Here is a 13,172-nt window from a genome sequence, read left to right on the forward strand (position 1 = left end):
CAAGGAGATGGAGCAGCCATGGACTGGCGTCACAACGCCGTTTGCCGCGAGGAAGACCCGGAGCTCTTCTTCCCCATCGGCAACACCGGTCCTGCGCTGCTGCAGATCGAGGAAGCCAAGGCCGTCTGCCGCCGTTGCCCCGTCATGGAGCAGTGCCTGCAGTGGGCGCTCGAGTCCGGTCAGGACTCCGGCGTCTGGGGCGGTCTCAGCGAGGACGAGCGCCGCGCCATGAAGCGCCGCGCCGCTCGCAACCGGGCGCGCAACGCCAGCGCCTGACATCGACTTTCGAGCCTCGAGCCGCAGCGCGTAGAACCCTGAGAAGCGCTCAGCAACGTGCTCTTGAGCCCCGGACCGGGAACCATCGGTCCGGGGCTCAGTGCTGTGCGGGGCAGGTTCCGTAACCCTGAGTAAGGGTGCGGTCGCTGCGCTGCGTTACCGTCGGTCGCCCTACTTCTGCGGGCTGGCGGGGATGTCGAGGACGACCCGGGTGCCGCGCGGCTCGGCCCGGACCATGTCGAACGTGCCGCCGAGCTCTCCCTCGACCAGGGTGCGCACGATCTGGAGCCCGAGGTTGCCGGCCCGCTGCGGGTCGAAGCCCTCGGGCAGACCGCATCCGTCGTCCAGCACCTTGATCAGCAGCCGCGCATCGGCGCGGCCGGTGCCCGAGCGGGCTGCGGACACCTCGACCGTGCCGCCCTCCCCCTGGGTGAAGGCGTGCTCCAGGGCGTTCTGCAGGACCTCGGTCAGCACCATCGACAGCGGAGTGGCTACCTCCGCGTCCAGGATCCCGAACCGGCCGGTGCGCCGGCAGGCGACCTTGCCCGGCGAGATCTCGGCGACCATCGCGATGACCCGGTCGGCGATCTCGTCGAACTCCACGCGCTCGTCCAGGTTCTGGGAGAGCGTCTCGTGCACGATCGCGATCGAACCGACGCGCCGCACGGCCTCGTTCAGCGCCTCGCGGCCCTGGGGCGAATCCATCCTGCGGGCCTGGAGGCGCAGGAGCGCGGCCACCGTCTGGAGGTTGTTCTTCACCCGGTGGTGGATCTCCCGGATGGTCGCGTCCTTGGTGATCAGTTCACGTTCGCGACGGCGCAGTTCGGTGACGTCGCGGCACAGCACCAGGGAACCGATGCGGGTGCCCTTGGGCTTGAGCGGGATGGCGCGCAGCTGGATCACCCCGCCGTTGCCCTCGATCTCCGTCTCGCGCGGGGCCCAGCCGCTGGCCAGCTTCACCAGGGCCTCGTCCACCGGGCCGCGCGAGGGCGCCAGTTCGGCGGTGGTGGTGCCCAGGTGCTGGCCGACCAGGTCGGAGGCGAGCCCGAGGCGGTGATAGGCGGAGAGCGCGTTCGGGGACGCGTACGTCACCACGCCCTCGGCGTCGAGCCGGATCAACCCGTCCCCGACGCGCGGGGAGGCGTCCATGTCGACCTGCTGGCCGGGGAAGGGGAAGGAGCCCGCCGCGATCATCTGGGCCAGGTCGGAGGCGGACTGGAGGTAGGTGAGCTCCAGCCGGCTCGGTGTACGCACGGTGAGCAGGTTGGTGTTGCGGGCGATCACTCCGAGTACGCGGCCCTCGCGCCGTACGGGGATCGACTCGACGCGCACCGGGACCTCCTCGCGCCACTCCGGGTCGCCCTCGCGGACGATCCGGCCCTCGTCGAGGGCGGCGTCGAGGAGCGGGCGGCGGCCGCGCGGCACCAGGTGGCCGACCATGTCGTCCTGGTACGAGGTGGGGCCGGTGTTCGGGCGCATCTGCGCGACCGAGACGTAGCGGGTGCCATCGAGGGTGGGGACCCAGAGCACGAGGTCCGCGAAGGACAGGTCGGAGAGCAGCTGCCACTCCGAGACCAGCAGGTGCAGCCACTCCAGGTCGGTTTCACTGAGAGCGGTGTGCTGGCGTACGAGGTCGTTCATGGAGGGCACGGGGCGAGCGTACCCCGGGTATGGCCATGACTTTCCCCACGGCGAATACCAGGGAGTATCCAGGAGGGCCCTGCTCCGCGTACTGTTGGAGGAAGTGACGGGATTACAACCCCTGTCCTTGGATGGACAGGACAGATTGGTCTAGTCCACAATGGTTTAAGCTTCCGCCCTCCCCGCACAGGAGGACGGATCGAGGTAAGCCGCGCGCTCTGCCCTGACCGCGCAGGCCCCTCCCACCGGCCGCCGGGAACCGCACACCCGCCGGCCGTAAGTACTCCGGGCTACGGTGCCGGGCGGGCTGAGGGTCCCGTCCTGCACCGTGGCCCAGAGGAAACACGACGACCCCGGGCAAGACCGTGGCGCGGAGGAAGCACTCCCCGCGGACCCCTACCCCGGCCAGGCCCGCATCGCCGTCTCCGCGACCGCTTCCAGCTCCTCGCGGCCCGCCCCGTCGCGCGCCTGCTGGGACATCCCCTGGAGCACCGCCCCGACGTAGCGGGCGAGTGCCCTCGCGTCCGTGCCGACGGGCAGCGCACCGGTGGCGACGTCCGCCGCGATCCGGCTCTCGAAGGTCGCCAGGTTCTCGTTGCGCCGCTCCCGCAGGGCCTCGGCCACCTCGTCCGAGGTGGTGTTGATCGCCGCGCTGATGACCAGGCAGCCCTTGGGGTGGGCCGGATCGGTGTAGATGTCGGCGGCCTCGCGCAGCACGCGGCGTACGGCCGCGGCGGCGGTGGGCTCCTCGGCGAGGGCGACGGCCGCGAAGCCGCCGTACCGGCCGCCGTAGGCGGTGACGACCTCCTCGAAGAGCGTGCGCTTGTCGCCGAAGGCCGCGTAGAGGCTGGGCGCGCCGATGCCCAGCTCCCGGGTGAGGTCGGCGATGGAGGTCGCCTCGTAGCCGCGCTCCCAGAAGACGCGCAAGGCCGTGTCGAGGGCGGCGTCGCGGTCGAAGGAGCGGGGCCTGCCGCGCTGTCCGGTCACCATGCGCACATTCTATAGCGGCCATTAGGAAATCTGTTACGGTTCCTTCTGTAGCGATCACTAGAGATTTTGGAAGGGGGCGCGTCATGGGCGTGCTCGAGGGGAAGACGGCTCTGGTCACGGGTGGCAGCCGGGGCATCGGCCGGGCCGTGTCCCGGCGCTTGGCGCGGGACGGGGCGCTGGTCGCGGTGCACTACGGCCACGACGGGGAGGCCGCGCGGGAGACGGTCGCCTCGATCGAGGCGGAGGGCGGCCGGGCCTTCGCGATCGGGGCGGAGCTGGGGGTCCCGGGCGACGCGCGGGCGCTGTGGGCCGCGTACGACTCCCACCCGGGGGCGGAGGAGGGGCTGGACATCCTGGTCAACAACGCGGGGGCCGCGGACTTCGCGGGGATCGAGGACACGGACGAGGAGACCTACGACCGCGCGCACGCGCTCAACGCGAAGGCGCCGTTCTTCGTGATCAAGCACGGGCTGTCGCGCCTGCGGGACGGGGGCCGGATCGTCAACGTGACGGGCACGCCGGACCTCGCGCTGCCGGCGATCCTGGCGACGATCACGGCCAAGGGGGCGGTGAACGCGCTGACGGTGTCACTGGCCGCGGCGCTCGCGCCGCGCGGCATCACCGTCAACTCGGTGGGTCCGGGCGTCATCGAAACCGACCTCAACGCGGGCTGGCTGGCCGACCCGGCCGCCCGCGCGCACGTATCGGCCCGCTCGGTCTTCGGTCGGACCGGCACGGCGGAGGAGGTCGCGGACATCGTCGCCTTCCTGGCCTCGCCGGACTCCCGCTGGATGACGGGCAAGCACCTGGACGCGACGGGCGGCCTCCAGCTCGCGCTGCTGTAGGCGGCCGCCGCGGGGGCCGTCGGGACCGCGCCGAGAGCCGCGCCGAGAGGCCGCCGGACGGGGATCGGATCACCATGGAAGAGGGGCGCAAGGCCCGCCACGAACGGGTCGATTCTGCTAGATTGGTCTATACCACATCACCTCTCCAGATCGGCAGGCCCCGCGTGGAAGTTGTCATCGTCCCGAACGCCAAGGCAGGCGGCGAGCTCATCGCGGAGGCCATGGCCGCCCTGGTCCGCCGCAAGGCCGACGCCCTGCTCGGGGTGGCGACCGGCTCCACCCCGCTGCCGGTCTACGAGGCCCTCGCCGCCAAGGTCAAGGCCGGGGAGGCCGACGTCTCGAAGGCCCGCATCTGCCAGCTCGACGAGTACGTGGGCCTGCCGGCCGGGCACCCGGAGTCCTACCGCGCCGTCGTGCTGCGCGAGGTCGTCGAACCGCTCGGACTGTCCGAGGCGTCCTTCATGGGCCCCGACGGCTCGGCGGACGACATCGTGGCCGCCTGCGACGCGTACGACCGCGCCCTCGCCGCAGCGGGGGGCGTCGACCTCCAGCTGCTCGGCATCGGCACGGACGGGCACATCGGCTTCAACGAGCCCTGCTCCTCGCTGGCCTCGCGCACGCGGATCAAGACGCTGACCCACCAGACGCGCGTCGACAACGCCCGCTTCTTCGACGACGACATAGACCAGGTACCGCACCACGTCATCACCCAGGGCATCGGCACCATCCTCGACGCCCGCCACCTGGTGCTGCTCGCCACCGGCGAAGGCAAGGCGGAGGCCGTCGCGCAGACCGTCGAGGGGCCGCTGTCCGCGCTGGTCCCGGCCTCCGCGCTGCAGCTGCACCGGCACGCCACGGTGGTCGTGGACGAGGCGGCGGCGTCGAAGCTGAAGCTGGCCGACTACTTCCGGCAGACGTACGCCGACAAGCCCGCGTGGCAGGGGCTCTAAGCGGCGCCTCCCCCACGCGCCCCCGAAGGGCCGGACCCCCGTTTCGGGTGCCCGGCCCTTCGTCGTCGGCGGCGCGCGCTAGACGCCCGCGATGACCTCCGCCGCCGCGCGCCCGCACACCCGGGACGCGCCGTGCGTCGCGATGTGCAGCGCACCCCGCGGCCCGGCCTGCGGCACGCCCATCTCCACCACCACCGTGTCCGGCCGCGCGGCGACCAGCGCGTCCAGGGCCTGCGTCATCCACCGGTGGCGGTGCGCGTCGCGGACCACCGCGACGACCGTGCGGCTGCCCGCCGCGGCCAGGATGTCCGCGGCCGTGGAGCCCTGCGGGTACACCGCCGAGGCGGTCTTCGGCAGCAGCGCCGCGAGCTCGGCGGCCACGCCCCACGGGGTCTCGTCGCCCACCGCGATGTTCGCGACGGGCGCGAGCGTGGCCACGTACGGGGCTTCGACGGCGCTCGCCCGTCCGGTCAGGACCAGCGCCCGTCGGGCCGCCGTCAGGCCGATGCCGGGCGCGCTCCCCTCCGGCGCGCCCGGCACCGCGGCGGCCCGCTTCCCGCGGGTCCATTCGGCGAGTTCACGGACCCGGGCGGCCGCGTCGGCGAGCCGTTCCTCGGGAAGCGTGCCCTCGCGCACGGCCGCGACCAGCGCGTCGCGCAGCCGCAGGACGGTGGCCTCGTCGGCGAGTCCGCCGCCCACGCAGATCGCGTCGGCGCCTGCCGCGATGGCGAGGACGGAGCCGCGTTCGATCCCGTACGTCCCCGCGATGGCGTTCATCTCCATGCCGTCGGTGACGATCAGGCCCTCGTAGCCGAGTTCCCCCCGCAGCAGCCCGGTCAGGATGCGCGGGCTGAGCGTGGCCGGGCGGGTGGCGTCGAGGGCGGGCACCAGGATGTGCGCGCTCATCACGGCCTTGGTCCCGGCTTCCACGGCGGCCTTGAACGGTACGAGTTCACGTGCCGCCAGGGTGTCCGGATCGGCGTCGATGCGCGGCAGGGCGAGGTGCGAGTCGACGTTGGTGTCGCCGTGGCCCGGGAAGTGCTTGGTGCAGGCGGCGACCCCGGCGGCCTGCAGGCCCTCGACGTAGGCGGCGGTGTGCCGGGCGACGAGGTGGGTGTCGGCGCCGAAGGACCGTACGCCGATGACCGGGTTGTCGGGGTTGGAGTTGACGTCCGCGGAGGGTGCCCAGTTGAGGTTGACCCCGCAGGCGGCGAGGCGGCGGCCCAGTTCGCGGGCGACGTCCCGGGTCAGGCCGGTGTCGTCGACGGTGCCCAGGGCCAGGTTGCCGGGGAAGGAGGAGCCTTCGCGGACCTCCAGGCGGGTGACGTCGCCGCCCTCCTCGTCGATGGCGACCAGGACGTCGTCCCGCTCGGCGCGCAGCTGGGCGGTGAGCCGGGCCAGTTGTCCTGGGGAGGTGATGTTGCGGCCGAACAGGCCGACGGAGTGCAGGCCTTCGCCGAGCCTGCGCAGCAGCCAGGCGGGGGCCGTGGTGCCCTCGAAGCCGGGCTGGAGGACCGCGAGGGCGTCGCGGGTGAGCGTGTCCGTCTGGTGCGCAAGGACAGTCATGGGCCGTTATCCCTTCACGGCGCCGGCCGTGAGGCCCGCGGCCATCTTGCGCTGGACGATGAGGAAGAGGATGACGATGGGCAGCGCCATCATGGTGGAGCCGGCCATCATCGGGGCGAACTCCGTGCCGTTCTTGGTGGTGAAGTTGCCGAGCCAGACGGTGGCCGTCTGGTTCTGCTGGCTCATCAGCATCAGGGCGTAGAGGTACTCGTTCCACGCCTGGATGAAGCCGTAGACGGACGTGGCGACCATGCCCGGGGCGAGCAGCGGGAAGACGACGCGCAGGAAGGCGCCGGCGGGGGTGCAGCCGTCGACCATGGCCGCTTCTTCCAGCTCCTTGGGGATGTTGACGATGAAGCCGCGCAGCGTCCAGACGGTGAAGGGCAGGATGAAGGTCAGGTAGGTGATGATCAGGCCGCTGAGCTTGTCGTACTGGCCGAGGTCGTTGAGCAGCAGGAAGACCGGGATGATCATCGCGACGAGCGGGATCATCTGGACCGCGAGGATGCCGACGATCACGATCTTGCGGCCGCGGAAGGCGAACCGGGAGATGGCCAGGGCGGCCAGCATGCCGACGGCGATTCCGATGACGACCACCGTGAGCGAGACGATCATGCTGCGTCCGACCGGTCCCCAGAAGTCGGAGATCTCCAGCGCGCGCCGGAAGTTGTCCAGCGTGAAGGTGGCCGGGAAGAAGTGCGGGTTCGGGTCGATCGCGTCCTTGGCCGGTTTGAGGGCCGTGTTCAGCATCCAGTAGACCGGGAACCCGGCGGTCACGAAGACGAGCAGGCCGAGGAGGTTCCAGCCGAGCCGGGACTTCTTCCTCTGCTTGTGGCGGCGGGAGCCGGGGGGCGCGGTGGCCGGGGCGGCCGCGGTGGTCGAGGTCACTCCACCTCTCCGATCTTGAGCATCTGGCGCATGTAGACGGCGACCACGCCGAGCAGCAGCAGGACGGTGACGAGCGCGATCGCGGAGCCGCCCGAGTAGTCGTTGACCACGAAGGCCTGCTTGTACGAGTAGGTGGTCAGCAACTGGAACTCGGCCTCGGGGTTGCCGTTGCGCATGACGAAGACCTGCGGGAAGACACCCATGTCCCAGATGACCGAGAGGGTCGTCAGCATGACGATGATCGGCTTGAGGATGGGGAGGGTGACGTGGCGGAACACGCCCCAGGCGCCCGCGCCGTCGAGGCGCGCGGCCTCTTCCAGCTCCTTGGGCACCTGGGTGAGGCCTGCGCTGAGGGTGATGACGACGAAGGGCACCGCGCCCCAGACCACGAGAAGCATGATCACGGCGAGGCCCTGGGGGCCGCTGGCGAACCAGTTGTGGCCGATCATGTCGACGCCGGGGAGCCTGCTCATCAGGTAGTTGAGGACGCCGTAGTCGGCGTCGAAGATCCACTTGAAGATGGCGGTGGCGACGATGATGGGCATGCCCCAGCTCGCGACCAGGGCGATGCTGATGAGCGCCTTGACCCAGCCGGAGACCTTCTGGAGCAGCAGGGCGACGAGCATTCCGATGACCATGGTCAGGATGACCGCGCCGGCCGCGAAGACGAGGGTGCGCAGCACGACGGACCAGAAGACGCCGTCGCCGAGGACCTTGGTGAAGTTGTCGAGGCCGACGAACTCCGCGTCCTTGAAGCCCCAGAGCTCGGACTTGCCGAAGCTCTGGAAGGAGAGGGACACCAGCCTGAACAGCGGGTAGCCCATGACGAGGACGATGATCAGCAGGCAGGGGGCCAGCAGCAGCCAGGGGGTCGCGCCGGGGCCCTTGCGCCCCCGCTGCCCCGGCGCGGAGGTCTTGCCCGTCCCGGGTCCGGTGGAAGTCCGCTGCCGTGCCGGCGGCAGATCGGCGGTGGTTGTCTGTGCGGCACTCATCGCGTGCTCCTCGGGGGTCCCTCTCTTGACGGGCAGCGGGGCCCCGCCGGTCCGGCGGGGCCCCGCACCCGGGTCACTTGGTGTTGATGACCTTGTCGATCTCGGCGTCGGCGGCCTTGGCCGCGTCCTCGACCGACTTCTTGCCGGTGCCGATGTCCTGGAGCATGGTCTGCAGGACCTTGCCCTTCTCGACCTGGCCCCAGCCGGGCGCGGTCGGGACGAACCAGGAGGACTCGGCGGCGGTGGCCGGGACCTGGGTCTTGGGGTCGGCCTTGAGCGGGCCGAGGTCCGTCTTGTTGTTCGGCAGGTTGCCCTTGGCGATCAGGCCCTGCTGGCCCTGGGAGCCGGTGAAGGCGTTGATCCACTCGGAGGCGATGTCCTTGGCCTTGGACTTCGAGGGGACCGCGAGGTCCGAACCGCCGAGGAAGACGGGGAGGTTCTTGCCGCTCGGGCCGGGCATCACGAAGTTCTCGAGCTTGTCCTTGAGCCCGCCGACCTTGTCGCTCTTCGGGTCGGCCGCGGTGGAGCCCTCCCAGGCGGCGGCGAAGATGGCGGCGGAGTTGCCCTGGCCGAAGACGACCGGGCGGTCGGCCTCGTCCTTGGTCTTGTCCGCGTGCATGTACTTGTCGAGGAGTTCCTTGTACTGCTTGAGGCCCTTGACCGCCTCGGGGGAGGACAGGGAGCCCTTCCACGAGCCGCCGTCCTTCTTGGCGATGGCGCCGCCGTTGTCGTAGACGAAGGACATCGCGCCGTACCAGTCCGGCGAGGGCTGGTAGAGGGCGCTGAACTTGTCGCCCTTCGCGGCCTGGATCTTGTCGAGGGCGGAGGTCAGCTCGGCCCAGCTCTTGGGGGCGGCGGTGACGCCGACCTCCGCGGCCAGGTCCTTGCGCCAGGTGCCGACGCGGCCGCCGGCGTAGTACGGGACGCCGTAGGTCTTGCCGTCGTAGGTGACGGACTGCTTCAAGGCGTCGAGCCAGGCGGCGGAGTTGTCGAACTTCGACGGGTCGATCTCGGAGAAGGCACCGGTCGACATGTAGCCGATCATCTCGGAGTTGCCCATCTCGACCACGTCGGGGGCCTTGTCCGTGGCGAGGACGGCATCGAGCTTGGCGTTCTTGTCCGGCCAGCCGTAGTACTCGTGCTTGACCGTCAGACCGGGGTGCTTGGCGACTATCGCGTCATCGGCCGCCTTGACCAGCTCCGGCCAGTTGTTCTGGGCGTCGACCGTCAGCCAGACGGTCAGCTCCTTGGCGCCGGACGCCTTGTCGGCCGTGTCGCCGCCCTTGCCGTCCGAGCCACCGCACGCCGCCAGGCCGATCACCATGCCCGCGACTCCAACCGCCGCGATGAGCTTGCGCTTCACGCCACCCTCCTCAGGGATGCCTTCCTGCACTTCCCTTGCCCACCGCGGTGACATACGCGAAGTACTGAGCGTGGGGCCGGGATCCGATCCATATTGGTGTAGACCAGTAACCGGAGCTTGGCCTAGACCTTTAGGGGTGTCAAGGGTCTAATGAGCGGGTGATCGGTCCGTTACCGGACCGACACCTGGGGGAGGGAGGAGGCCTGTCCTCCCACCCGTGTCACGATGTGACCGCACATATCGGAGGAGCCGGTGACGGCAGCGAAACTGGAGTCGGGAAGGCGGGCGGCGATGGCCACCGAAGGGGCGACCACGGAGCCGGAAGGCGGGCCGGCCACTCGCACGGCGCGGGTTCCCAAGTACTACCGACTCAAGCGGCACTTGCTCGACATGACCGAGACCATGCCGCCCGGCACGCCGGTACCGCCCGAGCGCACGCTCGCGGCCGAGTTCGACACCTCGCGGACCACCGTCCGTCAGGCCCTGCAGGAGCTCGTCGTGGAGGGCCGGCTCGAACGCATCCAGGGCAAGGGCACCTTCGTCGCCAAGCCCAAGGTCTCCCAGCCGCTGCAACTGTCCTCCTACACGGAGGACATGCGCGCCCAGGGCCTGGAACCGACCTCCCAGCTCCTGGACATCGGCTACGTGACGGCCGACGACACCCTCGCCGGACTCCTCAAGATCTCCGCCGGCGGGCGCGTCCTGCGGATCGAACGGCTGCGCCTGGCCAGCGGCGAGCCGATGGCCATCGAGACCACCCACCTGTCGGCCAAGCGCTTCCCCGCGCTGCGCCGTTCGCTGGCCAAGTACACCTCCCTCTACACCGCCCTCGCCGAGGTGTACGACGTGCGCCTCGCCGAGGCCGAGGAGACCATCGAGACCTCGCTGGCCACCCCGCGCGAGGCCGGACTCCTCGGCACGGACGTCGGCCTGCCGATGCTGATGCTCTCGCGGCACTCGCTGGACGCCGACGGCGAGCCGGTCGAATGGGTACGTTCGGTGTATCGCGGCGACCGTTACAAGTTCGTTGCCCGTCTCAAGCGGCCCGCCCCCTGATACCTCATTGACTCTTGATCGGCCCTCGGTGGACGCTCGTACCGCTATACGGACGGGGGCTTACGTCCACCGATCGGGCCCCCGTAGATTCCCTGCGCTCAGCAGTGATCAACGAGGGGACGAGGATCATGCCGGAACCGGAAGCAACGGGCACGTCACGGGACACGGCGGGAGCCTCGTCAGGGGGGCTCTCGCCCAAGTCGGTCGCCGTGTGGGTGCTCGTCGCCCTCATCGGGGCCATCGGCTGGGGCGTGCTCGCGCTCTCGCGCGGTGAGGAGATCTCGGCGGCGTGGCTGCTCGCCGCCGCGCTGGGCTCGTACGCCATCGGCTACCGCTTCTACGCACGCTTCATCGCCGAACGCGTCCTGCGGGTGGACAAGACCCGGGCCACCCCGGCCGAACGCCTCGACAACGGTGTCGACTTCCACCCCACCGACCGCCGCGTGCTCTTCGGCCACCACTTCGCCGCCGTCGCCGGCGCGGGCCCGCTGGTCGGTCCCGTCCTCGCCTCGCAGATGGGCTACCTGCCGGGGACCATCTGGATCGTGGCGGGCGTGATCTTCGCGGGCGCCGTCCAGGACATGGTGACGCTGTTCTTCTCCACCCGCCGCAACGGCCGTTCGCTCGGCCAGATGGCCCGTGACGAGATCGGCCCCGTCGGCGGAGCGGCCGCGCTGGTCGCCGTCTTCGTCATCATGATCATCCTGCTGGCGGTGCTGGCCCTGGTCATCGTCAACGCGCTGGCCGACTCCCCCTGGGGCGTCTTCTCCATCGGCATGACCATCCCGATCGCCCTCTTCATGGGCTTCTACCTGCGCGTCCTGCGTCCGGGCCGGATCACCGAGGTCTCCCTGATCGGCGTCGCCCTGCTGCTGCTCGCCATCGTCGCGGGCGGCTGGGTCGCCGACTCCTCGTTCGCCGACGTCTTCACCCTGGACAAGCAGACCCTGGTCATCTGGATGGTCGCCTACGGCTTCGTGGCCTCCGTGCTGCCCGTGTGGATGCTGCTCGCCCCGCGCGACTACCTGTCCACCTTCATGAAGGTCGGCACCATCGCCCTGCTGGCCATCGGCGTGGTCATCGCGATGCCCGTGCTCAAGATGCCCTCCGTCACCGACTTCGCCTCGCGCGGCGACGGCCCCGTCTTCGCCGGCTCGATGTTCCCGTTCGTCTTCATCACCATCGCGTGCGGCGCGCTGTCCGGGTTCCACGCGCTGGTCTCCTCGGGGACCACCCCGAAGATGATCCAGAAGGAGACCCAGGTCCGGGTCATCGGCTACGGCGCGATGCTCACCGAGTCCTTCATCGCCGTCATGGCCGTGATCGCGGCCTGCATCATCGAGCCGGGCCTGTTCTTCGCGGTGAACTCCCCTGCCGGGGTCGTCGGCGCCACCGTCGAGAGCGCCTCCCAGGCGGTCACGCACTTCGGGTTCGCCATCTCCCCCGACGCCCTCGCCCAGGCCGCGAAGGACGTCGAGGAGACCACCCTGCTGTCCCGTACCGGCGGCGCGCCGACCTTCGCACTCGGAATGTCGCAGATCTTCTCCTCCGTCATCGGCGGCGCCGGGATGAAGGCCTTCTGGTACCACTTCGCCATCATGTTCGAGGCCCTGTTCATCCTCACCACCGTCGACGCGGGCACCCGCGTCGGCCGCTTCATGCTCCAGGACACCCTCGGGAACGTGCACAAGTCCTTCAAGGACGTCAGCTGGAAGCCGGGCGTGTGGATCGCGAGCGCGGTCGTCGTCGGCGGCTGGGGCTACTTCCTGTGGGTCGGCGTGGAGGACCCGCTGGGTGGCATCAACCAGCTGTTCCCGCTGTTCGGGATCGCGAACCAGCTGCTGGCGGCGGTCGCCCTGGCGGTCTGCACCACGCTGCTCGTCAAGTCCGGCCGGCTCAAGTGGGCGTGGGTGACGGGCGTCCCGCTGGCCTGGGACGTGGCGGTGACCCTCACCGCCAGCTACCAGAAGGTCTTCTCCGACAACCCGAAGATCGGCTTCTTCGCGCAGCGCGACCTGTACCAGGACGGCATCGACGCCGGGAAGGTCATCAAGCCGGCGAAGGACCTCGACCAGATGCACACCGTGGTCACCAACGCCACCGTGGACGGCGTACTTTCCGTGCTGTTCGCCCTGCTGATCCTCATCGTGCTGGTCGACGCTGCCCGGACCTGCGTCAAGGCGGTCCGCGCGCCGCAGGGCGTGACCCTCACCGAGGCCCCCTGGACCGAGTCGAAGATCGTCGCCCCGGCGGGGCTGATCGCGACCGCCGAGGAGCGGGCGGAGCTGGCCGCCGCCGGCCTCGACTCGGGCGGCGGCAAGACCAAGGAGCCGGTGGCGTGAGCGGCGTCCGGGAGGCGCTGGCCAAGGCCCGGTACTACGTACGGGAGTTCTCCGGCGAGGCCGCCTACGACCGCTACGTGGCCCACGCCCGCTCCCACGACCCGGACGCCGAGGTCCTCACCCGGCGCGCCTTCGAGCGCGCCCGCACCGACGCCCGCGAAGCCGACCCGCGCGAGGGCTTCCGCTGCTGCTGAACCGGCCACGGGCCGCCGCGTATCTCCCGGAAACGCGGCGGCCTTTTCCGTGCCCCCGCGGCACACTCG

At 70.4% G+C, this 13,172-nt stretch carries 12 protein-coding genes; 6 read left to right on the forward strand and 6 right to left on the reverse strand.

Going from position 1 to position 13,172, the window contains the following annotated elements:
* Window positions 1-18 precede the first annotated feature (18 nt).
* Entirely contained in the window at window positions 19-276 is a 258-nt protein-coding gene (locus tag OG861_RS10870) for a WhiB family transcriptional regulator (protein WP_003953983.1), read from the forward strand.
* A 171-nt stretch (window positions 277-447) separates the two neighbouring features.
* On the opposite strand, the gene OG861_RS10875 is transcribed toward OG861_RS10870, so the two are convergent.
* Window positions 448-1,917: a sensor histidine kinase gene (locus tag OG861_RS10875; RefSeq protein WP_329202440.1), complete on the reverse strand. Its 1,470-nt coding sequence runs from the start codon at window positions 1,915-1,917 to the stop codon at window positions 448-450.
* Between the two features lie 396 nt (window positions 1,918-2,313).
* The gene (locus OG861_RS10880; protein ID WP_329198168.1) at window positions 2,314-2,907 is read right to left on the reverse strand and encodes a TetR/AcrR family transcriptional regulator; all 594 of its coding nucleotides are present in this window, start codon (window positions 2,905-2,907) and stop codon (window positions 2,314-2,316) included.
* A gap of 83 nt (window positions 2,908-2,990) precedes the next feature.
* Between OG861_RS10880 and OG861_RS10885 the strand changes: the two genes are divergently transcribed.
* Together OG861_RS10885 and nagB are read left to right on the forward strand one after the other, a co-directional pair.
* Window positions 2,991-3,752 carry an SDR family oxidoreductase gene (locus tag OG861_RS10885; RefSeq protein ID WP_329198166.1) on the forward strand — a complete coding sequence of 254 codons (762 nt, stop codon included), beginning with the start codon at window positions 2,991-2,993 and terminating at the stop codon, window positions 3,750-3,752.
* A gap of 164 nt (window positions 3,753-3,916) precedes the next feature.
* Complete coding sequence (gene nagB, locus OG861_RS10890) at window positions 3,917-4,702, forward strand: glucosamine-6-phosphate deaminase (RefSeq protein WP_329198164.1); 786 nt, start codon at window positions 3,917-3,919, stop codon at window positions 4,700-4,702.
* 78 nt (window positions 4,703-4,780) lie between these two features.
* Here the strand turns inward: nagB and OG861_RS10895 are convergent, their stop codons facing one another.
* The 4 genes from OG861_RS10895 to OG861_RS10910 form a co-directional block, all read right to left on the reverse strand.
* Window positions 4,781-6,268: a glycoside hydrolase family 3 protein gene (locus tag OG861_RS10895; RefSeq protein WP_330261695.1), complete on the reverse strand. Its 1,488-nt coding sequence runs from the start codon at window positions 6,266-6,268 to the stop codon at window positions 4,781-4,783.
* 6 nt (window positions 6,269-6,274) lie between these two features.
* Entirely contained in the window at window positions 6,275-7,156 is an 882-nt protein-coding gene (locus OG861_RS10900; RefSeq protein ID WP_329198159.1) for a carbohydrate ABC transporter permease, read from the reverse strand.
* Window positions 7,153-8,148: a carbohydrate ABC transporter permease gene (locus tag OG861_RS10905; protein WP_329198157.1), complete on the reverse strand. Its 996-nt coding sequence runs from the start codon at window positions 8,146-8,148 to the stop codon at window positions 7,153-7,155. The genes OG861_RS10900 and OG861_RS10905 overlap by 4 nt, the downstream gene beginning before the upstream one ends.
* 73 nt (window positions 8,149-8,221) lie before the next feature.
* Complete coding sequence (locus OG861_RS10910; RefSeq protein WP_329198156.1) at window positions 8,222-9,511, reverse strand: extracellular solute-binding protein; 1,290 nt, start codon at window positions 9,509-9,511, stop codon at window positions 8,222-8,224.
* Between the two features lie 291 nt (window positions 9,512-9,802).
* Here OG861_RS10910 and OG861_RS10915 point away from each other — a divergent pair, with 291 nt between their 5' ends.
* The 3 genes from OG861_RS10915 to OG861_RS10925 all read left to right on the forward strand — a co-directional run bounded on the left by OG861_RS10915 (window position 9,803) and on the right by OG861_RS10925 (window position 13,103).
* Entirely contained in the window at window positions 9,803-10,567 is a 765-nt protein-coding gene (locus OG861_RS10915) for a GntR family transcriptional regulator (RefSeq protein ID WP_329202439.1), read from the forward strand.
* 128 nt (window positions 10,568-10,695) lie between these two features.
* The gene (locus tag OG861_RS10920) at window positions 10,696-12,909 is read left to right on the forward strand and encodes a carbon starvation CstA family protein (RefSeq protein ID WP_329198154.1); all 2,214 of its coding nucleotides are present in this window, start codon (window positions 10,696-10,698) and stop codon (window positions 12,907-12,909) included.
* Entirely contained in the window at window positions 12,906-13,103 is a 198-nt protein-coding gene (locus OG861_RS10925; protein WP_190183352.1) for a YbdD/YjiX family protein, read from the forward strand. The genes OG861_RS10920 and OG861_RS10925 overlap by 4 nt, the downstream gene beginning before the upstream one ends.
* Window positions 13,104-13,172 lie beyond the last annotated feature (69 nt).

Origin of the sequence: Streptomyces sp. NBC_00539 (assembly GCF_036346105.1) — a bacterium.
Classification (GTDB): domain Bacteria; phylum Actinomycetota; class Actinomycetes; order Streptomycetales; family Streptomycetaceae; genus Streptomyces.